General features: G+C 63.2%; 20 protein-coding genes and 1 pseudogene. 7 read left to right on the top strand and 14 right to left on the bottom strand.

From position 1 onward, the window contains the following. Window positions 1–9 precede the first annotated feature (9 nt). Both AWB75_RS14730 and AWB75_RS14725 read right to left on the bottom strand, forming a co-directional pair. Window positions 10–777, bottom strand: a complete 768-nt coding sequence (locus AWB75_RS14730; RefSeq protein WP_061124815.1) for an SDR family oxidoreductase — start codon at window positions 775–777, stop codon at window positions 10–12. A gap of 93 nt (window positions 778–870) precedes the next feature. Continuing rightward, window positions 871–1,590: a FadR/GntR family transcriptional regulator gene (locus AWB75_RS14725; protein WP_061124814.1), complete on the bottom strand. Its 720-nt coding sequence runs from the start codon at window positions 1,588–1,590 to the stop codon at window positions 871–873. A 170-nt stretch (window positions 1,591–1,760) separates the two neighbouring features. Between AWB75_RS14725 and AWB75_RS14720 the strand changes: the two genes are divergently transcribed. Next, the gene (locus tag AWB75_RS14720; protein ID WP_061124813.1) at window positions 1,761–2,183 is read left to right on the top strand and encodes an ACT domain-containing protein; all 423 of its coding nucleotides are present in this window, start codon (window positions 1,761–1,763) and stop codon (window positions 2,181–2,183) included. Between the two features lie 60 nt (window positions 2,184–2,243). Here the strand turns inward: AWB75_RS14720 and AWB75_RS14715 are convergent, their stop codons facing one another. Then, on the bottom strand, window positions 2,244–2,735 hold the full coding sequence (locus tag AWB75_RS14715) for a flavodoxin family protein (protein WP_061124812.1): 492 nt from the start codon (window positions 2,733–2,735) through the stop codon (window positions 2,244–2,246). Between the two features lie 75 nt (window positions 2,736–2,810). Continuing rightward, complete coding sequence (locus AWB75_RS14710; RefSeq protein ID WP_061124811.1) at window positions 2,811–4,361, bottom strand: alpha/beta fold hydrolase; 1,551 nt, start codon at window positions 4,359–4,361, stop codon at window positions 2,811–2,813. Between the two features lie 118 nt (window positions 4,362–4,479). Here AWB75_RS14710 and AWB75_RS14705 point away from each other — a divergent pair, with 118 nt between their 5' ends. Beyond that, window positions 4,480–5,847: an NAD(P)/FAD-dependent oxidoreductase gene (locus AWB75_RS14705; protein WP_061124810.1), complete on the top strand. Its 1,368-nt coding sequence runs from the start codon at window positions 4,480–4,482 to the stop codon at window positions 5,845–5,847. Between the two features lie 227 nt (window positions 5,848–6,074). Then, window positions 6,075–6,269 (top strand): hypothetical protein, encoded by a 195-nt coding sequence (locus AWB75_RS14700; protein WP_061124809.1) that lies wholly within the window; start codon window positions 6,075–6,077, stop codon window positions 6,267–6,269. 29 nt (window positions 6,270–6,298) lie between these two features. Here the strand turns inward: AWB75_RS14700 and ald are convergent, their stop codons facing one another. Continuing rightward, on the bottom strand, window positions 6,299–7,417 hold the full coding sequence (ald, locus tag AWB75_RS14695) for an alanine dehydrogenase (protein ID WP_061124897.1): 1,119 nt from the start codon (window positions 7,415–7,417) through the stop codon (window positions 6,299–6,301). Window positions 7,418–7,729: 312 nt separating this feature from the next. Between ald and AWB75_RS38490 the strand changes: the two genes are divergently transcribed. Further along, window positions 7,730–8,062 (top strand): hypothetical protein, encoded by a 333-nt coding sequence (locus AWB75_RS38490; protein WP_235012105.1) that lies wholly within the window; start codon window positions 7,730–7,732, stop codon window positions 8,060–8,062. Here the strand turns inward: AWB75_RS38490 and AWB75_RS39155 are convergent. Then, window positions 8,059–8,181, bottom strand: a complete 123-nt coding sequence (locus AWB75_RS39155; RefSeq protein WP_268807831.1) for a hypothetical protein — start codon at window positions 8,179–8,181, stop codon at window positions 8,059–8,061. The two genes, AWB75_RS38490 and AWB75_RS39155, sit on opposite strands and share 4 nt — an antisense overlap. Before the next feature lie 4 nt (window positions 8,182–8,185). On the opposite strand from AWB75_RS39155, the gene AWB75_RS14690 reads away from it, so the two are divergent. Beyond that, window positions 8,186–9,637, top strand: a complete 1,452-nt coding sequence (locus tag AWB75_RS14690) for a glycoside hydrolase family 28 protein (protein ID WP_235012104.1) — start codon at window positions 8,186–8,188, stop codon at window positions 9,635–9,637. Next, window positions 9,601–10,047: a hypothetical protein gene (locus tag AWB75_RS38485; protein ID WP_235012103.1), complete on the top strand. Its 447-nt coding sequence runs from the start codon at window positions 9,601–9,603 to the stop codon at window positions 10,045–10,047. The genes AWB75_RS14690 and AWB75_RS38485 overlap by 37 nt, the downstream gene beginning before the upstream one ends. A gap of 119 nt (window positions 10,048–10,166) precedes the next feature. On the opposite strand, the gene AWB75_RS14680 is transcribed toward AWB75_RS38485, so the two are convergent. From AWB75_RS14680 to AWB75_RS14670, 3 genes and pseudogenes are all read right to left on the bottom strand, one after another. Next, complete coding sequence (locus tag AWB75_RS14680; protein WP_061124807.1) at window positions 10,167–12,140, bottom strand: PhoX family protein; 1,974 nt, start codon at window positions 12,138–12,140, stop codon at window positions 10,167–10,169. Between the two features lie 253 nt (window positions 12,141–12,393). Next, entirely contained in the window at window positions 12,394–12,720 is a 327-nt protein-coding gene (locus AWB75_RS14675) for a double zinc ribbon domain-containing protein (RefSeq protein ID WP_087086626.1), read from the bottom strand. A 26-nt stretch (window positions 12,721–12,746) separates the two neighbouring features. Beyond that, window positions 12,747–14,600: pseudogene (locus AWB75_RS14670) on the bottom strand (heavy metal translocating P-type ATPase); the annotation flags it as partial. A 209-nt stretch (window positions 14,601–14,809) separates the two neighbouring features. On the opposite strand from AWB75_RS14670, the gene AWB75_RS14665 reads away from it, so the two are divergent. Beyond that, complete coding sequence (locus AWB75_RS14665) at window positions 14,810–15,241, top strand: Cd(II)/Pb(II)-responsive transcriptional regulator (protein ID WP_061124805.1); 432 nt, start codon at window positions 14,810–14,812, stop codon at window positions 15,239–15,241. Window positions 15,242–15,253: 12 nt separating this feature from the next. Here the strand turns inward: AWB75_RS14665 and tssF are convergent, their stop codons facing one another. From tssF to AWB75_RS37035, 5 genes are all read right to left on the bottom strand, one after another. Next, window positions 15,254–17,113: a type VI secretion system baseplate subunit TssF gene (gene tssF, locus AWB75_RS14660; protein WP_061124804.1), complete on the bottom strand. Its 1,860-nt coding sequence runs from the start codon at window positions 17,111–17,113 to the stop codon at window positions 15,254–15,256. A gap of 280 nt (window positions 17,114–17,393) precedes the next feature. Then, complete coding sequence (locus AWB75_RS14655) at window positions 17,394–20,948, bottom strand: ImcF-related family protein (RefSeq protein ID WP_061124803.1); 3,555 nt, start codon at window positions 20,946–20,948, stop codon at window positions 17,394–17,396. After that, window positions 20,914–22,215, bottom strand: coding sequence for a hypothetical protein (locus AWB75_RS14650; RefSeq protein WP_061124802.1), 1,302 nt, complete (start codon window positions 22,213–22,215; stop codon window positions 20,914–20,916). Before AWB75_RS14650 ends, AWB75_RS14655 begins: the two co-directional genes overlap by 35 nt. 3 nt (window positions 22,216–22,218) lie before the next feature. Further along, the gene (locus tag AWB75_RS14645; RefSeq protein ID WP_061124801.1) at window positions 22,219–22,479 is read right to left on the bottom strand and encodes a PAAR domain-containing protein; all 261 of its coding nucleotides are present in this window, start codon (window positions 22,477–22,479) and stop codon (window positions 22,219–22,221) included. Window positions 22,480–22,511: 32 nt separating this feature from the next. Then, entirely contained in the window at window positions 22,512–23,093 is a 582-nt protein-coding gene (locus tag AWB75_RS37035; protein WP_143746437.1) for a hypothetical protein, read from the bottom strand. Window positions 23,094–23,154: the final 61 nt, after the last annotated feature.

Genomic DNA, 23,154 nt, shown 5'->3' with positions numbered 1-23,154 from the left:
TCTCCAGTGTCAAAGCACGGCCAGCCAGCCGCCATCGACGTAAATGATTTGCCCGTTCACATAGCTCGATGCGGAAGACGCGAGATAGACCGCCGTGCCGACGAGTTCTTCGGGCCTGCCCCAGCGCTGCGAGGGATTGCTGCTCTTGACCCAGGCGTCGAAGCTCGCGTTGTCGACGAGCGCCTGATTCATGTCGGTAAGGATGTAGCCGGGGCCGATCGCGTTCGCCTGAATATCGAACGATGCCCATTCGGCGCTCATCGCGCGCGTCAGCATCTTGATGCCGCCCTTCGCGGCCGTGTAGGGCGCGACGGTGGCGCGCGCGCCTTCGCTCGTCAATGAACCGATGTTGATGATCTTGCCGCCGCGACGCCGCTCGATCATGCGCCGCGCAGCTTCCTTCGCGACGATGAACGCGCTCGTCAGATTGGTATCGATCACGCGTTGCCAGTCGGCGAGCGCGAGTTCGATCATCGGCTTGCGGAACTGGATGCCCGCGTTGTTCACGACGATGTCCACTTCGACGCCTTCTGCGTCCCATGCCGCAAAGGCGGCGGCGACGGACGCCTCATCCGTCACGTCGAACGCCTGGCCGCGTGCATCGTAGCCTTGCGCCTGCAAGCGGCTCGCCGCGACGTCGACGGTCTCGGCTTTCGTGCCGTTGACGATGACGCGCGCGCCGGCCGCCGCGAGCCCTTCCACGAGCGCGTAGCCGATGCCGCGCGCCGAGCCTGTAACAAGCGCCGTGCGGCCGCTCAGATCGAACAAGTTGGTCATGCTTTTCCTTGATGTGCGTTCAATTCGAAGGCGCGAGCGCGCCCACGCAGCCTCCTCCCGGAAGCTGCGGACCAAGATTGCGTAATGCTGGGTCTATAGCGGCTTGTCGTTCACGGTGCGTTGAAGCGCCGCGCGATCGTCGAAGTCCTTTTCCGCGCGTTCGATCAGCGTGAGCACGGCTTGCTCGGCGGCGTTCGCATCGCCTGTTTCGATCGCGACACACAGCGCTTCGTGCATTGGCAGCGAACGCGCCGGGCCGCCCTCGATCTCCGAACTCAGTTCGAAGCTCGTGCGCAGGATCGCGGAAAGCGCGTTCTGCATCTGTTGCACGAACTGGTTATGGCATGCCACGAGGATCGCGCCGTGAAACGCGAGGTCGGCGGGCACGTATTCGCCTTGCCCGGCGACTGCGCGCTCCATCGCCTTGAACGCGCGACGCACTGCGGCGCGGTCGTCGGGCGTCGCGCGCTTCGCCGCGAGCTTTGCCGCGTTCGGCTCGATGATCGTGCGCAGTTCCATCAGGTCGCGGATGAGATCGGCATCGACGGCGCCGGCGCGTGCGCGCCATGTAATCACGTCGGGATCGAACAATTGCCAGTGTGAGCGCGGCAGCACGATCGTGCCGTGGCGGCGGCGGACCTGAAGCATGCCCTTTGCGGATAGCGATTTCATCATCTCGCGAATCGTGATGCGGCTTACCTGCATCCGTTCAGCGAGTTCATCTTCGGCGGGCAGAATCTCGCCCGGCGCGAATTGGCCGGAGCAGATCTGCTCGCCCATTTGATTCAGTACTTGCCGGTGCAAGGTCGGCATGGCGGGCCACTCCCTCTAGGTCATACGTATGATCTAGAAGGTAACAGAGGGCGGCGAATCGGAACAATCAGGGTTGACCCGATGGCGCGCCACGTTTTGAGTCAAGCTTGTTCGCACGCCTCCCGTGAACTAGATTTTTATGTGCAACGAGAATGGCGGGAGGGATTGTCATGGAACTGCACGTCGAACGTGTCGATGTATGGGCGGCCACCATCGACGACAAACCGGGCGGGCTTGCGCAAGTGTTAAATGCTTTGCGGGATGCTGGCGTCGATCTTCAGTTCGTCGTCGCGCGGCGCACGCCTGAAGCGTCGGGCAAGGGTGTCGTGTTCGTCGCGCCGCTGCAGGGGGAAAGCGAGATCCGTGCCGCTACACAGGCGGGGTTCAGCGTCACGCCGAGCCTTCACTCCGTCCGTGTGATGGGCATGGATCAACTGGGGATCATCGGTCAAGTCACGCAAATGCTGGCCGATGGCGGCGTGAACCTGCGCGGCGTGTCAGCCGCGGTGCTTGGCACGCAGTTCATCGCCTATGTCGCGCTCGACTCGCTGCAGGACGCCGAAACGGCGATGGACATTTTGCAGAAGGCCTGAACCGCGCATCACGCACGTTCGGACGACCGGACGATCGGACGATCGGACGCCGGTGCGACGCTAGAACACGCCGAGCGAAAGTCCGGCGGCCAACCCCGCGCCGAGCTCCGCGCAGCGCGCGAGATCGGCGCTACCGATGACCTTGCGCGCCAGAATGCGCTCGGGCGTCTGCGCATGCGTGCAGACGATGATCCCCGGCGCCACCGCGTTGAGACGCCATCCCAGCGCGATACGTTCGATCTGGCGCAATGCGCCTTGTCCATCGCTGCCCGCGCAGATCATCGCCGCGTAGGGGCGGCCGTTCACGCGATCGAGCACCGGGTAATAGCAGCGATCGAAGAAGTCTTTCATCAAGCCCGACATCGTCGCGAGATTTTCCGGCGTCGCGAACAGATAACCATCGGCCAGGAGGACGTCGTCCGGGCCTGTTTCGACGGCTCGCTTCAATTCGACCGAGACATCGGACTGGTCCCGCGCAGCGGCCGCTGCCGCCTCGGCCATCTGTTGCGTGCCTCCGGTCATCGTGTGATAGACGATCAACAACGTTTTCATAGCTGCTCAGCGTGCCATTGCGCGAATTTTGCAGACTGTATCATCGCCCGCTCGTGGCGACCGCTCGCGCCGCACCTACGCAGGAAGACTCTCGACGAACCGCCTGACATTGTCCACGACGGGCTGTTGATCTCCGGCGAAAACCCAGTGATCCGCCCCGTCGAGCTCGACGAATCGCGCATGCGCGATATGGCTGGCGAGATGCCGACCAGCGCCGATGCGAACGGCGCGGTCATCGTGACGGTGCAGCACGAGCGTCGGGATGGAAACCCGGCCCAGAAGCTGCCGCACATCCAAGTCGCGCAACGCCTCGAGCACGCCCTTGAGGGCTCCCGGGCTCGACGCCGCCCGAAGCATGCCTGCCCACCACGCTCGCGCCTGAGGGTCTGCGGACAGGCTCGGCGCGAATGTCTCGATGCCCGCAGGCCCGCCCCAGACTGCGATGAGCTGCCGCAGCCACGCGTCATACTGGCTCGCGTGCAGCGCGTGGGGATAGTCCTGCGTTGCGGTCCCCTTCGCCAGGGAGCCGAACAGAATGAGGCCCGCGACACGATCCGGGTGATCGACGGCAAACCTGATGCATGCCGGTCCGCCCTCCGACGCGCCGAACAGCACGGCCCGGCGGCTGCCGGCGGCGTCGAGCACGGTGCCGATATCCTGGGCGGTCGCGTCGACGCCGGGATTGAATCCGACCCGGTCGGACAGCCCGATACCGCGACGATCGAGCAGAATGAGACGGCCCATCCTCGCGAGTGAGGACAGGAACGCCCGGCATCGCGGCTCTTCCCACACCCGTTCGACGTGAGAGACGAATCCGGGCAGCAACAGAATATCGATCGGGCCGTCGCCGTAGGTCTGGAATGCGAGATGAACGCCGCCGCCGCTGGCGTAGCGCGTCGACGGCGGGTCCTCTATCGCCACCGTTGCGCCGGCATTCAGCAGCGCGCGCGTCTCGGCTTCGGGCGCCACACGAAGCTCGTCGCGAAGGCGCTGCGTCAGGGCGTCGAGATGGCGCCTCGCCGCGGCCCGGTCTCCGGCGAGCAGGAGATTGCGGATGAGGTGACGGCCGTACACCTCGCTGAGCGGATCGAATCCGACGAGACGGCCGGCATGCGCCGCTGCCGCCGCATAATCGCCCGCCGCATTGCTGTCGCGCACCGCGCGTTCGAGCGCCTGGATCGCCCGGCCCCGCAAGGCCTCCCGGCGAAAGAAGGCCCACTCGTCGAACTGCGGACAGTCGCCGGGCGAAAAGCCCTCGAGAAAGTCGCCGAAATAGTCGCGGCACGCCCGCGCGTACTCGCCGCGATCGCAGGCCTGCTCGAATCGCTGGGAATCCACCTGCAAGCCGATCGACTCGGACCATCGAATCGTCGACCGGTCGATGGTCAGAACGTCGTCGCCGAGCGTGAGCTGGAGACGATGCAACAGACGGCGCAGCCGCGCCCGCACGACTTCTTCGCGGTCTTCCGGCCACAACATCGCGGCGAACGTATCGCGTCCGACCGACGTCTTCGCTTCGGCGAGGTACACCAGCAGTGCCAAGCCCTTGCGCAAGGCCAGCTGGCACAACTGGCCATCCCGACGAATCTCCGGAAATCCAAGCGTTCTCACACTGAACAAAGCCATGGCGAGGCCACCCTCGATGACGGCGTCCAAGGGACGCTCAGGGGACGAGGCAATCCTAGCATTGACCGCAGACGATGGCCGCCGGGCTCATCGCGACAGATCGAACTGGAGGATTGCCATGAAGAAACTGGGCGAGCATGCGATCGTGATCGGCGCAAGCGTGGGCGGGCTGCTGGCCGCCCGCGTACTGTCGGACTTCTACAGCATCGTCACGGTGCTCGAACGCGATGCGTTTCCGGCAACGGATTCGCCGCGCAAGGGCGTGCCACAGGGTCGTCATACCCACGGGCTCCTTGCGCGAGGCAGCGCGGTACTTGAAGGGTTCTTTCCGGGATTCAACGCCGAGGTCGTGGCGCAGAGCGGCGGACTGATCGGCGATGTCGCCAACGATGTGATCTGGATCGGTCACAACGTGAGGCTTGCCAACGGCCCAAGCGACCTGACCGGTCTGATTGCGAGCCGTCCGGTGCTCGAAGGTCATTTGCGCCGGAGGCTTTTGGGGTTGCCCAACGTGCGCGCCATGCAACATTGCGCCGTGCGGGGGCTTGCCGCCGATCCCGCCCGCAAGAGCGTGACGGGGGCGCGTGTATGTATCGAGGGCAGGCCCGAAGAGATCATCGTCGCGGACCTGATCGTCGACGCGACCGGTCGCGGCTCAGCCGGTGCCGCATGGCTCCAGGCGCTGGGCTACGCACCGCCCGCCGACGAAAAGGTCGAGATCGGCATCTGCTACATGACCCGTACCTATCGGCGCCGGCCGACCGATCTCGACGGCAGGCACGGCATCGTCGTCGCCGGCAGTGCGCCGAACTGGCGCAACGGCGTCATGCTCGCGCAGGAAAACGAAACGTGGATCGTCAGTGCCGGCGGCTATCTCGGCGACGACGCGCCGGACGACGACGAGGGCTTTCTCGCGTATCTGGCGACGTTGCCGACGATGGAGATTCATGACGTCGTCGCACGAGCGGAGCCGCTGACCGATTACAGGCGCTATCGCTACGTCTCCAGCCTGCGCCGGCGATACGAACGGCTCGCACGCTTCCCAAAAGGTTATCTGGCTTTCGGCGACGCCATCTGCAGCTTCAATCCCGTCTACGGGCAGGGCATGACGGTCGCGGCGGAGGAAGCACTGACGCTGCATCGATGCATGCGCACAGGCTCGACCGATCTCGCGCGCCGATTTTTCGGGGCGGCCGCCAGGATCGTCGATATTCCGTGGGACATCGCGGTTGGCAATGACCTTCGCAATCCGCGCGTCGAGGGCGCGCGCCCACCGATGTTGCGTTTCATTAACTGGTACATCGGCAAGCTTCATCTCGCCGCGACACGCGACAGCACGCTGGCCACGGCGTTTCTGAAGGTCGTCAACCTGATGATGCCGCCGTCGTCGCTGCTCCGGCCGTCGATCGTCAGGCGCGTCTGGCGGGGCAACCGGCGGCCGGGACGCGTCATACCGTCGCGCGCGATCAGAGAGCAGACGCCCTGATCGCCTCACCGACCGATCCGGCTCGGCCAAAAAAGCCCAATATGCGGGACGACCCGAATTGCCGCAGGGTGGCGCGTCGTCCTAAGATCAGGTCCCGCTGCTAACGCGGCCGAGGTACCCCCGGTGTTGCGTCGTGATCGAGAGCGCTGAAGAAGTCGGGCAACGACCCGATCGACAGTAGTCGACGCCGACATCAATACATTTATTCGAACGATCGGGAGACAGGTATGCTCAGCGCCCATGAATTTGCCACCCTCATGCTGGTCAAGGACGCCGCGGACCAGATCATCGACCGCCACGAGCTCGACACTTTGCTTGAGCGCCAGCTGATCGCCATGGAGCAACTGGTGAGCGGCGCCACACTGCCGCGAGTCACGGAACATGGCGATTCGCTGCTGCGTGCATTGCGTCGTACACACTGAGCTCTGGTCTGACCGCGTGACCCTCGCGGCTAGCCATCGAGAAGAGACTCCGCATCGACGTACGGGTATCCGAGATCGCGTGCGACTGCCTTATAAGTGACATTCCCGTCGCAGACGTTGAGCCCGCGGCGAAGATGCACGTCGTCCTTCATCGCACGCTTCCAGCCCTTGTCCGCCAACACGATGGCAAGGCCGATCGTTGCGTTGTTCAGCGCGAAGGTCGACGTGCGCGCCACGCCGCCCGGCATGTTCGCGACGCAATAGTGCACGACTCCATCGACGAGATAGACCGGATCGGCATGCGTGGTCGGATGAGACGTCTCGAAGCAGCCGCCCTGATCGATGGCGACATCGACCATGACCGCGCCCTTGCGCATGCCCGCGACGTGCTGCCGGGTGACGAGCTTGGGTGCGGACGCGCCGGGTATCAGCACGCCGCCGATCACGACATCCGCGTCGAGCACGGCATCCTCGATGCTCTGCGCGTCGGAATACGCGGTCGTGATCCGGTTGCCGAAAACCAGATCGAGCTGACGGAGACGATCGACGTTCTTGTCCAGCACAGTGACGCTCGCGCCGAGTCCGACCGCCATCTGCAACGCGTTGGTGCCGACCACGCCCGCGCCGATCACGGCGACATGGCCGGGTGTCACGCCAGGCACGCCCCCGAGCAGCACGCCGCGCCCGCCCTGAGCGATCTCGAGAAAGTGGGCGCCGGCCTGGACCGCCATGCGCCCGGCGACTTCGCTCATCGGCGCCAGTAGCGGCAGTCCGCCGCCCGGTCCGGTGATCGTCTCGTAGGCGATGCAGATCGCTCCGGACTCTACGAGCGCCTTGGTCTGAGCCGGGTCGGGTGCGAGATGCAGATACGTATAGAGGATCTGCCCGGGCCGCAGCATCTGGCATTCGGCGGGCTGCGGCTCCTTGACCTTTACGATCATGTCGGCAGAAGCGAAAACCTCCGCGGCCTCCGTCACGATCTCCGCACCCGCGAGCCGGTACTGTTCATCGGTCAGACCGATGGCGTCACCCGCCTGCGCTTGCACCACGACATGATGTCCACGAGCGGTGAGTTCCCGCACGCTGGCTGGCGTGAGCCCCACGCGATATTCATGGTTCTTCACTTCCTTCGGCACACCGATACGCATGGCAGTCTCCTGTGAGCGCGCCGCCGACGCGGTCACGCTTCGCCTCTCCAGCGACGATTTTCTTCTTGCTCGAAACCCTGTCGGCGACAGACGCGCGATCGTCTCGTCGTCGCGTGCGGCGGCGATCGTATTTCCCATCTTAGCGCGCGGCGTCGGATTGGACTGACGCGTCACGATTGCCGGGCTTTCGCGGCGTGTCTCGATGCGGCTTAAGGGCGAACACCAAGTATCGCGATACTCGTTCGGATGACTAATATTCGTGCGATGTCGTACGACAACCGCGATCCGATCGCTCCACACGAGGCTCGACAATTGAACAAGAATTCCGCCCCTTCCACACTGTCCCGCGCGGGCATCGCGTGGCTCGCCGCCACTTCGTTCGCGCTGACGCTCGCCGCATGCGGCGGCTCGGACGCGTCTACCTCGCCGACGGCTCAGAACATCAACGCATCCGCGACACCCGCGGCTTCGGATCAACCCGCTTCGAGCGCGACGCCCGCGACGCCGGATCAGCCGGCCTCTGCCCCGCAGCCCACCGGCTTCCAGGTCGGCACAACATCCTACGACCCCGCATTGCCGCCCGAGCCCACGCTGCCCTTCAGCGCGCAGATCTGCGCGACGCTGCCCGCCGCACTCACCGCCTAGGCGAACGGTCTTCTGCCCGACAGCGCCGACGCCACCGATACGGCTCCCGACACCGCGCGCATCCAGGCGGCGATCGACGCCTGCAAGAACCCGTCGAGCACGGGTCTCGCGACGAACAAGGCCGTGCGTCTCGTGCCCGGCCCGAACGGTGCGAACGCGTTCATCGCGGGTGCGCTCAATCTGCAAAGCGGCGTCACGCTGTGGATCGATGACGGCGTCACGCTCTTCGCGTCGCGCGATCCGCGTCAGTACGACAAGGTCAAAGGCACCGCGAGCTGCGGCATCATCACGGCGAGCGACAACGGCTGTCTCGCGCTCATCAACGCGAGCAAGATCGCGAACGCCGCCGTGGTGGGCGACGGCGTCATCGACGGACGCGGCGGCAGCCCGCTCATCAGCAGCGTGCCGAACGATCCCAATCTGCTCAAGCGCCCGAATGGCGGCGGCACGATGAGCTGGTGGGATATCGGCTGGATGGCCAACAAGGTGCTGAATCAGGCGCAGAACAATCCGCGGCTCGTCCAGATCAGCAATGGCCGCAATTTCACGCTGTATCGCGTGACGCTGCAGAACGCGCCCAAGTTCCATGTCGTGCCGGGCGGCGTCGAAGGCTTCACAGCGTGGGGCGTCAAGATCTACACGCCGACCGCCGCCTACGAGGCGATGACAAACTATCTCGGCATGCCGTACAGCCCGGATACGGCGAAGAACACGGACGGCATCGATCCCGGGAGTTCCGGACCGATCACGAGCAATCCTGGCAATCCGGGCAAGCTGAAGGGCGACGCGAGCAACATCCTGATCGCCTACACCTCCATCCGCACCGGCGACGACAACATCGCGATCAAAGGCGGCACCGGCAAGGTCAACGGCCGCACATACAACGTCACCGTTGCGCATAGCCATTTCTATTCGGGGCACGGCATGTCGATCGGCAGCGAAACGGCGGGCACGGACAACGACGCCCCCAATCCCGATGTCACCCCGGTCGACGGCATCCTGCCGAGCGTCAGCAACGTGAATGTCTACGATCTCGTCATCGACGGCGCGGACAACGGACTGCGCATCAAGTCGGACTGGAGCCGCAGCGGCCTCGTGTCGGACATCCGCTATTCGAACGCGTGCATTCGCACGCCGGAGTCATCGTCGGACGGCAAGCCGCAGGCGCTCATTTTCTCGCCCTACTACAGCCCGACGAAGAACAACGGCCTCTATCCGAGCTTCAGGAACATCGCGCTCGATGGCGTGCGCATCGTCAATGCATCGAGCTACACGTTCCAGGGCTTCAACTCGGCCAGCCCCCTGCTGCAAGGCTCGGGATGGTCGGCGGGGACGGTCGGCTGGCCGAATCCGCCGGTCGTGAATCCGCTGTCGATCTCGCTGAACAATGTCGTCGCGGATGCGGCGCCGCTGAATTTCACGGTCGCGGACGCGCTCGTGACCCTCGGCGAAAGCGGCACGTCGCTGCCGTTCGAAGCCCGCAGCGGCGTCGTCGTCACGAACGCCGCGGCAGGCGGGAAGAGCGTCGCGCCGGTCGATTGCAGCAAGGCATTCGTGCCATTCCCGGGCCGGTAGAACGGCAGGAAGCGCTGCGAGCCTCGTTGGAACGGCTTTTAAGCGCGTCGCATAAAGAAACATCTGCCGATGCCGATAACCCGGAAACAGAAAGGGTCGGACAATCGTTCGACCCTCATCGACATTCGGGACACTCGAGACAAGCGTTCCGCGCCCCGCCCGGCGCGGGCCGGCAACATTCGACAGAGAGAGCAATGGTCTTCAGCTACAGGGAAATGATGGTCACGCCGGCAGCGGTCCGGCACGGCGACAACTTCGCGGCGACGGCGCGCATTCAGGACTTGAACGGGAAGGAGCGGTCCGTGCGGCTGCCGGGCGAATTCCCCAGCGTCGAAGAAGCGATCCGCTTTGCGATCGCCGCGGGCACCGAATATATCGATTGCGCGCAAGGCTGCAAGTTTTTCGCCTGACGCGTCCTGAGCCTCCGATCGGGTAAATGCCGACCGACGCCGCGACATCGTTCGCGGCGTTTCTTTTTTCAGGGTTCGCGAGTTCGATTTCAAGGAAAAGGTGCGCTTGCGTCACATCGTCAGGCGAGCTTGATCGAGGTCGGATCGGCGGTCAGATAGCCCACCGCCGCGCCGAAGCGATCCTTGTAGTTCGCGCGGATCAGCGGATCGAGCGTGGCCTGCACCTTGCCGTGCAGCTTGCTGTCCCAGTCGCCCGCGTGCTGGAAGTTGCTCATGATGTAGGTCCAGCCGTTGATCTCGTCGACCGCGTGCAGGCCGGTCGATTCCGCGCCCGCCGGCGTCGACAGGATCCGCGACAGCGACTTCGTATCGACGTTGTACGCCCACAGGAAGTTGTTGACGTGGCCGCCACTGTCCTCGCCGATGAACAGCGTGCGCAGCTTCTCCGAGAACTTCAGGTTGTCCGGATTCGCGATGCGCTCCGGGTTCGAGAGATTGCCGAGCGCATCGGCGGAGATGTCTTCGCCGACGAGCGCGGCGGGCGCGGCCATGTCGACCGGCACCCATTCGCTGTCGATCGCGGCGCCCGTGATGTCTTTCTGGCCGCTCTTCAGGTTGAGCGCATACACGGCGCCTGAAGTGATCTTCTTGTCGAGCTTGATGTCCTGCGAAGCCGCGTCGCCCTTCACCATCGACGTGACGATCTGCGACATCGCCGTATAGACGATCTTGTCCTTCGCGTTGACCGTCGTGCCTTCGAGCTTGGTGAAGCTCAGCGTCGCGCCGCGCAATGCGGCGTAGCGGTGCGTCTCCAGGAACGCGGCCGCTTTCTCCATGCCGGGCTTGATGCGGATCCAGTTGATCTTGCCGCTGTAGTTGATGCGCGCGTAGCTCGTGTCGAGCGTCGCGCCGACCGCCGCGTCGGTGACGACGTCCATGATGTCGGTGATCGTCAGCGTATTGGCGAGGTTCTCGATTTCATCGCTCGTCGCGTGGCCAAGGTTCATCCACGTGAGCGTCGCCGAGCCCGCGCCCGCCGACGACGTCTGCGCCCACTTCGCGACGTAGAGCGCGCCCGCCGAGAGATCGGCTTCCTTGTCCGCGACGAACATGAAGAGGCCGCCGTTGGTGGCGTCGTCGCCCATCATCACAGTGCGCTTGTCGGGCATCACCTGGATCAGCTCGTGCGAGATGCGGCCGAGGCAATAGTGCTTTTTGATCGTGCCGGTGCCGTCCGGATGCACGGTCACTTCCGGCAGATGGCCGTAGTGGTACGCGCGCGCCTTCGTTTCGTCGCCGTAGAGGTTCTTGCTGTAGGCCTTGAACTGCGTGTTGGTCGCGAGCGCGGCCGCATCCGGCTCGTACTCTTCGCTCGACAAGTGCGTGTTCCACGGCGACAGGCTCGCGCCGCAGGTGATCCACAGACCGTTGGCCTTCGACGTATCGACATTCGCGTAGCTGACGAGCGAGAGCTTGCCCGTCGACGGGTCCTGGTCGAGCGTGAGCACGGCGATCGGCGACGGCAGCTTGCCGTACATGTCGGCCGCGCTCTGGTCGCGCGTGACGTACTCGAACTGCACGACCGCGAACACGGCGTTGCCCTTCACGCCCTTCACCGTCGGATTGTCGAGCTTGAGCAGCGACGTGCCGTCCGGGCAGTCCGAGAAGAACTGACGCTCCTTGCCCGACGCCGAGCTGTCGACGATCGGCTGATTGTCGATATCGAAGTAGCCGCCCGCGACGATCGTGCCGCCCGCCGTGTTCGGCACCCTATCGCCCGTCACGAAGAACGGATGATACGCGAGCTTGTAGGCGCGGTTGCTGCCGTCGCTGAAGCTGACGGTCATCGTCGAGGCGACCGTGGTCTTCGCCATCGCGCCGGGATCGGCGAGCGACGGCGCGGCCATGCCGCTGAACGTCGCCGTGGTGAATGCGGCGGCCGGCGCGGGCGCGGGCGTGGCCGCGTTGCTGTCGCTGCCGCCGCACGCGGTCGTGAGCAACGCTGCGGTGGCCCCGCCGCCGAGCGGCAGCACCGGTGCGCTGGCGAGAATCTTCAGGGCCTTGCGGCGGGAGAGGTCGAGTGGCTGCGCCATGTGTGGTTTCAATTCCTTGATTGTGGTGTGTGCACCGGCGATGAACTTCTTTTTCTCGGGCCGTTGCGGCCTGAGTTGCCGGTTGACGCGCTACTGTAGGAAATGAATGTGAAAATCGTTTGACAGGCCGATGTAATAGTTTTGTTTATGACCTGAAAGCGCGCGCCCGATAAAGCTGCCGATGCGCAATGATGCGACGCGTCCGCCCGTCGAAAAAGCCACGCGACGGTGGCCTTCTCGTCCTGCCGGGCGATCAATCCGCCCGCTGGCCGCAACGCACGCAGAAGGCCGCGCCGCGCAGGAGAGCCGCGCTGCAGCGCGCGCACTTCTGCAAATCGAGTGCTGTGCCGCATTGCTTGCACGCCCGCGTGCCGGGCGGATTGGACTTGCGGCATAACGGACAGATCGAATCCGGCGGCAGCGCCGGAATCGAACCGGCGTGACCGCCCCAGCGCTCGCGGGTATCGTCGTGATCTTCGGGACGATAGCGCCTGTGGTGCTTGTTTCGGCCCCACTGGTCGTATTCCTGGCCGTGCCCCCGGCCGTGGTCATTGCTGAATATCTTGCGTAGGAAACCCATCACATCCTCCTGGCGTATTCGCCGTTTCAATCGAACCGTTTGCGCAGCAGCCGCAATCCGTTACCCACCACGATCAGGCTCGCGCCGGCATCCGCGAAGACGGCCATCCACATCGATCCGAGTCCGGCCAGCGTCAGTCCGAGGAACACGCCCTTGACGACGAGCGCGATCGCGATGTTCTGCGTCAGAATCCCGTGCGTCGCGCGCGACAGGCGGATGAACGCCGGGATCTTGCGCAGGTCGTCGTCCATCAGCGCGACGTCCGCGGTTTCGATGGCCGCATCGGCGCCCATCGCGCCCATCGCGAAACCGACGTCCGCGCGCGCGAGCGCTGGTGCGTCGTTGATGCCGTCGCCCACCATGCCGACCTGCACGCCGCTCGCGGCGATCTCTTCGATCACGCGCAGCTTGTCCTCGGGCAACAGGCCGCCCTCGGCGCGATCGATGCCGACCTTTTTCGCGATCGCCTGCGCGGTGTGCGGGTTGTCGCCAGAGAGCATCGCGGTGCGCACGCCAAGCCGGTGCAGCCGTGCGATGGCTCCGCGGCTCGAGTCCTTGACCGTGTCCGCCACCGCGAAGAGGCCGAGCAGGCCTTCGTCGCCGGCGAGCATCACGACGGTCTTGCCGGCGCGTTCGAGCACGTCGACGCGGCGCTCCACATCGACAGAACAGCAGCCGATCTCCTCCATCATTCGATGATTGCCGAGCCAGTACGGGCGCGCGTCGATCACGCCGCGCACGCCGCGCCCCGGCACCGCCTCGAAGCGATCGACCGCGATGCGCGGCACGCTCGCTTTGTCCGCGGCCTCGGCGATCGCACGCGATACCGGATGGTCCGAGCGGCTTGCAAGGCTGGCCGCGAGTGCGCGCACGCGCGTCTCGTCGAGTTGCGGATCGAGCCGTTGGTATTCCGTCTGCACGGGCTTGCCGTGCGTGATGGTTCCGGTCTTGTCGAGCGCGATCCAGCGCAGGCGGCGGCCGCGCTCGAGAAACGCGCCGCCTTTCACCAGAATGCCGTGGCGCGCCGCCGCGGCGAGTCCGCTCACGATCGTCACCGGAGTCGAAATGACGAGCGCGCACGGGCACGCGATGACGAGCAGGACGAGCGCGCGATAGATCCACGTCAGCCACACGCCGCCGAAGGCCAGCGGCGGCACGAGCGCGACGGCGAGCGCCACGCAGAAGACGACCGGCGTATAGATGCGCGCGAAGCGGTCGACGAAGCGCTGGGTGGGCGCCTTCGCGCCCTGCGCGCCGTCGACTGCGCGAATGATGCGCGCGAGCGTGGTGTCGCCAGCAGCGGCCGTCACGCGAAACTCGAACGCGCCGGTCTCGTTGATGGTGCCCGCGAACACGGTATCGCCGGTGGTCTTCTCGACGGGCAGGCTCTCGCCGGTGATCGGCGCCTGGTTGACGGTGGACTGGCCGGACACGATGTTTCCGTCCAGCGCGATGCGCTCGCCCGGCTTCACGCGCACGATCGCGCCCAATTCGACATCGCGCGCATTGCGCTCGATCCACGCACCATCGGCTTGCTGCACGACCGCCGTGTCGGGCGACAGCGTCATCAGCTTCGCGATGGCGTCGCGGGCGCGCTGCAGGGATTTCGCCTCGATGAATTCCGCGAGCGTGAAAAGCACCATGACCATCGCCGCCTCGGGCCATTGCCCGATGATCATCGCACCTGTCACCGCGATGCTCATCAATGCGTTGATGTTAAGGTTGCCGTAACGAATCGCGACGAGCCCCTTTCGATACGTGCCGAAGCCCGACGCGGACACGGCCGCAACTGCGAGCCCGGCGACGAGCCAGGGCGGACCGCCGAGCCAGCTCGCGGCTTCGGAACTCACTGCGGCGACGCAGGCGAGGACGAGCAGCCACGCGCCGCCCATTCGTTTCGGTTCGCTTTCTTTCGTCGATCTTTCGTTATCCTTTTCATTGTTTTTGTCACGATTCGCGGATTGATGACTATCTCCGCAACACGACTTGCCGATCTCTTCGGGACGTAACATACTGGCTTCCTTTTCTTGACTCAGGCTTGAGTAAACACCTTGGAGCAACTCCAGGGTCAAGCAGAAAGGATGGCCAGATGAAAATTGGAGAACTGGCGAGGATTGCGAACTGCACGCCCGACACGATCCGCTTCTATGAAAAGGAAGGCCTGCTTCCGCAGGCCGAACGCACGGAGAAGAACTACCGGACCTATGACGCGACGCACATCGAGCGTTTGCGTCTCATCAGGAATTGTCGCGAACTGGACATGACGCATGACGAAGTGCGCGCCCTGCTCGATGCGTCCGAAGCACACATTACTCAATGCTGCGCGATCGACGCGCTCGTCGACGCGCACATCGAACATGTGGACGTACGCATCGGTGAGTTGATCCGGCTACGCGATCAACTTACGGCATTGCGCAAGAAGTGCCGGGGTGAGCAGGCGGTCGATGCGTGCGGCATCATGCGTGAGCTGACGTCGAGGAAGACGCCGAAGCCGAAGAAGAAGAAATCGCATCTGGGGTGAGGTGGGGCTGCGTCATAGCGGCGCTCGCCAGGCCTTGCTGCGCGGCCATTCGATGCGCGCCTGCGTCGGCAGACTCACGACTGCGAGCTTCGTGAAGAGATTGACCTCTGCATAGAGTTCGAAGAATCGGCGCAGCAGTTCGCCGAACAGCATCACGTCGCCATCGCCCGAGAACGCGTGCGAATCGAGCGTCACCTCGATCAGCGCGCCCCGCTCCACCGCGCCGCCCGTCACCTCTTCGAGCAGTGTTTCCGACACCCACAAAATGCCCGCTAGCCGTCTGCGATTCAGTTCGTCGTTGGTCCAGTCGTAGAGCGCCAGCGCACCGCGCAGCACTTCGGCGTTCATCATCGACAGGAAGTTCGGTGCGAGATGCGAGAGCACCCGCCATTGGAACCGATCGCCGGTCGGCGGGTACAGGGGCATCGTCGGCGCTGCGAGATTTCTCACGCCTGCGATTTCTGCGGCGCCGCCAGTCATCTCGTCGATGCGTGCTTCACGCAGACCCTTGCGTGGCAAAAGGCCGTTGGTGCCCGTCACCCGCAGCGACACGCTCTCTTCTGGCAGGCCTTCCATCGACTCCCACGCATGGCCGCCGAAGATGAGCCACGTCTCATGCAAGCCGTCCATGCCGGGCCGCACGCGCGTGTGGAAATAGCGCTCAGGCGACTCATGCCGCATCATCCCGCCACGATGGCGGAACGTCGAGAACGGTACATATTCGAAGCTTTGCGCGGTGACGTGATCGAAGCCGACCACTGCATCGACCGAATAGGTTTCGATATGCTCGCCTTGATGACTGGACGGAATCACGCGGTACTCCGTCTCATGATGGTCGATGACGACCGGCTCCGCATCGAGCTCGAACAGATTGATGACGGGCGTGCAGAAAAGCCGCACGTTGTCTTTCGTGAAACGCTGATCGCTGGGATACGCCTCGTTTAACACGATTTCCAGCTCGAAGCGCGTCACGCGCTCGGGTAGCTTATGGACATCGAGTCCGCACACATCGACGAACAGGAATTTCTCAGGAAACGTGAAGTATTCGAGCAGCAACTGGTAGCCCGAAAACGCGGCGTCCGACTTGGGCCACAATCGATCTTCGGGTGCAAAGCCAGCCGGTTCGATCGTGACGCCATCGAGCGGCAGCGCTTCGCCACCCCGTACCTCGGGGATACGCCATTCGATCGCGTGGACGTGGCGTGTGAGCGCGAGGTGCATGGCGAACGCGACCGGCTGGTCTGCGCTCAAGTGCAGACGCAAGCGCGAAAGGTCCGTCTCGTTGCGTTTCGCTGCGGCGTCAAGTTCGAAGGCGAGCCGGATGACCGAGCGACCATCGTGGCGCACGCTTGGTCCGGCTTGCATCAGACGCACAGGATGCAGGTCCACGGGCTGAGTGGTGCGATACAGGCACTGGACGGTCTTGTGCGTCGTTCCACCGCCCGAGTCTGTCTGCACGGAAATCGGCTTGGATCGCACGGTTACGCCTGCGGGCACCTGCTCGGTTCGCTCACGCTTGTCAGCCAGCGGGATCAACTCCACGATGGAGAGCGACGGGATCATCCGCAAATAGTGAGGCCACAGCAGGCTCACCAGTCCTTCTGTCAGTTCTGGAAGTTCGTCGTCGAGCTTTTGCTGCAAACGGCCAGTCAAGAACGCGAAGCCTTCATACAGACGCTCTACATACGGATCACGGTCGCCTATGCGGTCGAGATTGAGCATGCGCGCGCGGTCCGGATGCGCGCGCGCGAATTCACGGCCCGACTCGCGCAGATAGCGCATCTCGGCTTCGTAGTAGCGCAGGATGGGGTCTTCCTCTTCTCGCGCTGGAAGGAAGTCGGGTTCGATGGGGCCCGTTGTATTGCTCTTCATTCGATTTCTCTTGATGCGGCTTCTCGGCGCGCAGGTGCGGTGCGGATATTCAACGGCTAACGGTGCCCGAGTCGTTGAGGCGGTCTGCGCGAATCAGCGTCGGGGCGAGCATGATCCGAGGCTGAGGCAGTCCATAGCAATTGCAGGGATGGGCTAATTCCGCAATTTGCAGCCACGTCGCCAATGCAGAACAAACGCCGCCCACTGCGGTGAGGACGTTGTGGTCGTGATACGACGGTCTTACATAAGCTCGGTTCAAGACATTCCCCTGAAGGCCCTTCTACTGCAACTCGGGCGGCAACGGTGGCAGCACCGGAATCGCACCGCCTTTACCGATGATGAAAACGCGTTGCGGCATCTTGAAACCGCGTAGCCTGAGCAAATCGAGCGGCCCCGCGCCGACCTGCGCCTTCAAGTCGTAGTGCAGCGGATAGGCGCTGTCTTCATTGAAGGTCAACGCGTAGCTGGTGCTGTCGAGTGCCTTGACTTTGGCGGTGCCGAGCAAACGCACGAATGACCAGTCGCCATTCGCCTGGAACGCGATGCGCGTGCCTGCCGTGTCCGATTCCCACGTCAGCGTCGTGCGTCCGTTCTGCCCATTGCCGGGCCAGACAATCGGTGTGAACATTTCAAGCTGATTGAAGTACTCGATCTTCGTGCCATCAAGCGTGAGGATGCTGCGCGTCACATCGGGTGTCGGATGCGGCATGATCTGCAAGCGATAGCTTGCGTCTCCCTGCGCGTAGAGCTGGGCACCGAGCATCGACAACTGGCGCAGCGCTGACAGAAACTCGGGATCGAATTGCAAGGCCTGTGGTGCGAGATCATTCGGTGCCCATGTGCTGCCCTGCGATTGCAGGATTCCCGCGAGCTGCGTCGTCACGAAGCGCGCAATCAGTCCCGTGTCGGGTTTGATGTAGCGGCCGAGCTCGACGAACGAGGCATCGGCATTGGTGTCGGCGAACGGGTAATGCCCGTCGAAAGAGCTGGCGAAGGGCGCCGCCACCGCCAAACGCCACGCTTCGTTCAGGCTCGCCGCCGCCGGTTGCAGGATGGTTTGCCACGCCACGTCGAGCGGGCGCGCGAACAGTGCATCGCCCAAGCCCGCCCATTGCGAACCCAGACTCGCAGCGGTCAGCGCGGCATCGTCACGCGCCTGCGTGAGTTCCGAGAGCTTTCCCTGAAACACGGCCTGCGCCATCTGACGCGCCATCGCTTGCGCATCCGCGCTGGTGGCGATCTGTTGCAGCTTCAGGCGCATGGTGGTGGCCACCGTCAGGAAGTGCGCGAGACTCACGCCGCTGAAGTCCGCCGCGTTCTTGCCGGACTTGCCGTTGGCCTTTCCACCCGTGCCGGTCACCACGTCATCGCCCATCAGCGCGAGCAGCGGGCCGAACGGTTTGTCGAGCGGATTGACCACCGGTTCGCCCGGGCCGCCAGTCTTTGTACCGATGATGTCCTGCGCCTTGCGCACCAGTGTGTCGGTCAGCGCCTGCGACGGTCGGCCAGCCTCGGCCTGATACTGGACCGATTTCATCAACGCGATCAGCGGCGAAGTCTGGGCGTCCGTCAGTCGCGTGAGTTGGGTGATCGCGCTGCTCAGGTTCGTCGCCGCTTGCCATTGGAAGCTGTTGAGCATGGCCTGCCATGCGGCCGTGTATTCGGTGAAATAGCGGGCGCGCAGGCGTTGTTTCACCTCTTCGACATCCTCATGCGCCTCGAGCTCAGCGCCGGGGATGCGTGAGGCTTTTTCATCCGTCAGCACCCAATCGGCGCCCACGCGGCCTTCCTTTGCGGCCTTGTCGATTGCCTCACTGATCATGCCGTCCCATGCGGCGCGCGTGTAGACGCCGGGCACTGTTTGTGTCGACGTGAAGAGTCCGCGTGCATCCGCGCCGTTGAGCAAGGTCGGCAGCGTCATATCGGCATATTTGCCCTTCGCTTGTTCGAGCACGGACTGATAGAGCGTGTCGTCCGAGTTCTGCAAGCCAATCTGATTGACCAGTGTGTTGCGCGCGAGGTTGACCAGATCGTTTGATCCCGTAAGCCGCCACTCGGGATGCGCGCGAAGATGGTTCGCGTAGAACGACGCGAGCCGCTGCGAAGTGTCGAGCCATTCGCCGGTTCGCATGGTTTCGATTGCGGGCCAAGCAGCAGGCAATTGCTTCGTGAGGAAGGCTGCGTCCGCGTGTTGTGGCTGCGTGAGCATCAGATACGCCTTGAGCGCATCGTATCCGTGCCGTTGATCGTCGGTGCTCACCCGTGCATCGGCGCGGGCTTGCGAGAATTGCGCAAGCGATGCTTCCAGTTGATGCGCGATGGGATCGCGCAGATTTCGCGCAGCAACGGTCGCATAAGGCTGCCACAGCGCCGCGAGCAGTTCATCGTTGCGATTCAGGCCCGCGCGCAGATACCACGGCGCGCCGTGCTGTCGACGGTATTCGAGCGTGTCGATCTGCTGCTGGAGTTCGAGTTGTGTGCGTAGTCCGACGGGCGTGCCTGGTTGGGCGGCGAGCGCCGCATCAACAGTAGCTCGCGCGTCTTGAACCATGCTCCGGTTGCCAATGAAGGAGATCGTCATTGCTACGATCCAGGTGAATACACCGATCGTCAGCAAGGTCGCGAGCACGTTCGGCCAATGAAAGCCTACGCGCCGTCCCTTTCGCGGATCGACGCGTGTACCGATTTCACGCCAGACCGGTTGTAGCGAAAGGGGCTGCTCACGCGGCGCGATGGTCCGGCTCGCAAGCCGTTCGGCCGCTTCGTGCGCAACGTCTGCTTGTTCCGCCGGGACGGGAGTGGGCACGGCGGGCGTCGCAAAGACCGGCGCAAACATCACCCCTGCCAGCGGCACGCGACGCCATTTCGATGCACACAACGTCTGCCATGACGTCACGATGCGCTCACGCCATACGTCGATGTACTGCGACACTTCAGCCAGATAGAAAATGGGCTTCGAGCCATCCAATAAGACGACGCCTGTGTCTGCCGACGCCTTTTCGATTACGCTCAGTTCGTCAGTCAATGACTCGGCTGACGCTCGTGCATCCACATTCAATGGCGTCGCGATGAACGCGCCCACTGCATGAAATTCGTCGGGACGATTTCCCTTGACGCTCACCGCGTGCAGGAACGTCACCGGCGCCGCCCAGCCGAGATCGCGCGCGAGTGTCGAAAGCGCGCGGGGCCGTTCTTCATCGACAGGGCCGGTTTCGCCTGCTCGCATCACGGCAATGATGGCATCGACGGGACGTGCACGACGCAAGCGGCGAAGCTGTTTGCGCCATGTTTCCGGATCGATGCCATCGGGTGCGTCATGCACGAGGATGGTATCGCCCACACGCAGAACGGCAAATTGCTTGAGATCCGGCGCGACGTGGTCGATGAGTGTGCTATCGCCCGTGAGCATGAGCCACGGCATCGCGTAACGCCAACGCCAACCCACCGAAGTGCGCAATTCTTCGCGCAGATACGCCAGACGCGGATCGCGCTTGTTCGCTTTGGTGGCTCGCGTTGCCGCGTCCTTGTCATTGGGGTTTTCGATCCAGCGACCCAATTTCCGATAAAGACCGAGCAGCAACGCCATCCCATGCGCGGCCAGTACAACGACCATGCCGACAAAGAGCTTTACCAGCGCCGAGATTCGCATCTCCATCGAAACGAGGCCCGTGACATTGGGACTGCCCCACCACGCCAGAGCCGCCAGCATCGCGGCGAGCACGAACACGGCGAGCGGCACGCCCCATATGCTGAGAAAGCCCGGTGTTGTGCTGGTTGAAGTGCTTGTTGAAGCGTGCGATTCAAGCGCTTTCAGATTGTTGCTCGGCGTGGTCATGCAAGGAATTCTGATGAACGTAAAGGATGGCGGCCTGCTGCTGATCGAGGATCAGGTGCGGCCCTGCTTTGGCGGATTCGATGGCCGCTGCGATGGAAAGCCAGGTGATCGCCGCGCCCGCATTGCCCAATAGGCGATCCAGCCGACCATGAGACTCGCGCGTAACGATGCCAGCAAACGACGCATGTTTGAGCGTGTCGAGCAGGGTGCGGTCATGATCGGCGGTGAGTCGTGTGATCCAGGCGTGCGTGATGGCTTGTGGTTCGGCTTGGCCCCACAGCGCGGCATTGCGGATGAGTTCGCGGAGTGTGGCGGCGTCTGCCTGATGTTCCACTGGCCGATGCAGAGTTGCGCGCAGTGGCACGGATTCCGGCAATTGATAAAAGCCTGCATTCAACAGGACTGCGATGGCGGCTTCGCTGCTGTTCGCGGGCGGATTCGCGTCGTGCCAGGTGAAGGCCAGTATCAACACGGCACGTCGTTCGCGGGAGTCGAGCCACGCGTCGGCCAGCATCAGGTTGTGCGATTCCGGTACGACCTCGCATTCGAGCGCGGAGAGACCAGCGATACGCAACGCATCGAGTGCCTGCTGTTGGCGCTGATCGGCTTCGTCCGGGTGGGCCAGCACGCGCACGAGCGGAGCATAGGCGGGCCCATATTGCGACAGGGCTTGTATCGCAGGCGCAAGCGGCTCCAACGCTTTGACCAGTTTGAGCACGACCGTCGCAATTCGGCGCGGCGGTTCGGTTGAATGATTGTCGGGGTTACTGTCAGGTTCGGTGGTGGACTGAGGATCGTCGGACCAAGACTCTTCCTCGAAGCGGTTATGGACAATAAAACCCACCCCGCTACGTGCGGCTTGCGACTTGAACACCGGCGTGGTCGTCATGGCGAGTGTGGCCAGATCGGTCGTCACTGAAGGCACGCAATAACCGACGCCCAGTATTTGCAGAGGCTTTTGCGCGATGCGCAGACGCTCGCCAAGCCGCTCGGCCCGGGCAGTGTTGCGGTTGTGCGCGTGATACCAGAGCGCTTCATAGCCGATTCGCCCGATGCAAAGCAAAGCGAGGAATACGAGATTCGGCACGCCGATCACGGCGAACCAGAATTTGACGCCACTGGCCGGTTCGCTCGCAGGCCAGGCGAGCAGCATCAGCGGCACGCCGAGTGCGCCGCACGCGAGCCAGATACCGAGCCACGGCAGCAAGCGCGGGCCATGCGCCGGGTAGGGATACGGCTCGCCGGCTTCGGACAGATCAATCGGCATGCGCTACGCGAAATTCACGTTTTGCAGGGACGACACCAGGCGGCAACCGCACGCGCAGCGATGATCGTGCATGGCGTAGGGCTGACCGTCACGATCGGGAAAGCGCTCGTTGCCTTCTGCAATCGTCGTTTGGCCGTGGATATCGCATTGGGCGCTGTCGCCTTTACGGGCGAGTGCACGGCCCATGAAGGTTGTATACGGCGAGCCGCTCGTGACTTCGCCGCCGTGTTCGAGTTGGTCGCCGTAGCGGACGGGGGATTTCATAATTATAAAAGCGTTAAAGCAGAATTAAAAGGCTACCAACAATTGATATCCCCATTTTGACACTGTTGCGCCCTTTCTTCCGTCAAGACAGTCTTCCTCTCGGTTATAAAGTCTTGCCCATTTCTTACCGACATAGAAGTTACGTTGACAGATGACGAATCAGTCGAATTAAATCCCATGGCTCGTTTCACAACCAACCTGCCATGATCAACTTGATAAAAATATCGAAACGACTGATATTCCCCGCCACTAGAAACTAAGCCAGAAAGATACCCCTTCATGAATTTGTCGTTTCGCAAACGAGGCGCATCGCCAAGGTCTTGAATTAAGCGCCCATTTTTCGAAATTTTCCAGTAATGCATACCATCTCCATCTCGCCCCGCACCGGTGCTGACGCCAAGTCCTTGACTTTTACCGCCATCGAAGTCTATTGAATTATCGATTGATAGGCTATAGGCGGAATCGGCATAGGGCGCGTTCACTGATGCCCGCTTACTTTTCGAAACAAATACATCAACATGAATGTTTCCACCTCTCTCATCTGCGGTGGCACATGAGGTGACGATCGCGAACCCGTTCGCGATCCTTGGCAAGACCGCCTTGCCATTTTGCATATCTATGCAAGCTCCTTCTGCCTCGGCCGCTATAAAAATATTACAGAGAATTAAGTAATGT

Origin of the sequence: Caballeronia catudaia, assembly GCF_001544755.2 — a bacterium.
Taxonomy (GTDB): Bacteria; Pseudomonadota; Gammaproteobacteria; order Burkholderiales; family Burkholderiaceae; genus Caballeronia; species Caballeronia catudaia.
Note: the sequence above shows the minus strand (reverse complement) of the source record. Positions and strands in the feature narration are given on the sequence as shown.

Excerpts from the sequence above, each read along its gene's own strand:
- AWB75_RS14700 (WP_061124809.1), top strand. The coding sequence starts at position 6,075 with ATGCTCAGCGCCCATGAATTTGCCACCCTCATGCTGGTCAAGGACGCC.
- AWB75_RS37035 (WP_143746437.1), bottom strand. The coding sequence starts at position 23,093 with ATGCAAAATGGCAAGGCGGTCTTGCCAAGGATCGCGAACGGGTTCGCG.
- AWB75_RS14675 (WP_087086626.1), bottom strand. The coding sequence starts at position 12,720 with ATGGGTTTCCTACGCAAGATATTCAGCAATGACCACGGCCGGGGGCAC.
- AWB75_RS14665 (WP_061124805.1), top strand. The coding sequence starts at position 14,810 with ATGAAAATTGGAGAACTGGCGAGGATTGCGAACTGCACGCCCGACACG.
- AWB75_RS14680 (WP_061124807.1), bottom strand. The coding sequence starts at position 12,140 with ATGGCGCAGCCACTCGACCTCTCCCGCCGCAAGGCCCTGAAGATTCTC.
- tssF (WP_061124804.1), bottom strand. The coding sequence starts at position 17,113 with ATGAAGAGCAATACAACGGGCCCCATCGAACCCGACTTCCTTCCAGCG.
- AWB75_RS14645 (WP_061124801.1), bottom strand. The coding sequence starts at position 22,479 with ATGAAATCCCCCGTCCGCTACGGCGACCAACTCGAACACGGCGGCGAA.
- AWB75_RS14655 (WP_061124803.1), bottom strand. The coding sequence starts at position 20,948 with ATGACCACGCCGAGCAACAATCTGAAAGCGCTTGAATCGCACGCTTCA.
- AWB75_RS14720 (WP_061124813.1), top strand. The coding sequence starts at position 1,761 with ATGGAACTGCACGTCGAACGTGTCGATGTATGGGCGGCCACCATCGAC.
- AWB75_RS14710 (WP_061124811.1), bottom strand. The coding sequence starts at position 4,361 with ATGGCTTTGTTCAGTGTGAGAACGCTTGGATTTCCGGAGATTCGTCGG.
- AWB75_RS14725 (WP_061124814.1), bottom strand. The coding sequence starts at position 1,590 with ATGCCGACCTTGCACCGGCAAGTACTGAATCAAATGGGCGAGCAGATC.
- AWB75_RS14650 (WP_061124802.1), bottom strand. The coding sequence starts at position 22,215 with ATGCCGATTGATCTGTCCGAAGCCGGCGAGCCGTATCCCTACCCGGCG.
- ald (WP_061124897.1), bottom strand. The coding sequence starts at position 7,417 with ATGCGTATCGGTGTGCCGAAGGAAGTGAAGAACCATGAATATCGCGTG.
- AWB75_RS14730 (WP_061124815.1), bottom strand. The coding sequence starts at position 777 with ATGACCAACTTGTTCGATCTGAGCGGCCGCACGGCGCTTGTTACAGGC.
- AWB75_RS14705 (WP_061124810.1), top strand. The coding sequence starts at position 4,480 with ATGAAGAAACTGGGCGAGCATGCGATCGTGATCGGCGCAAGCGTGGGC.
- AWB75_RS14715 (WP_061124812.1), bottom strand. The coding sequence starts at position 2,735 with ATGAAAACGTTGTTGATCGTCTATCACACGATGACCGGAGGCACGCAA.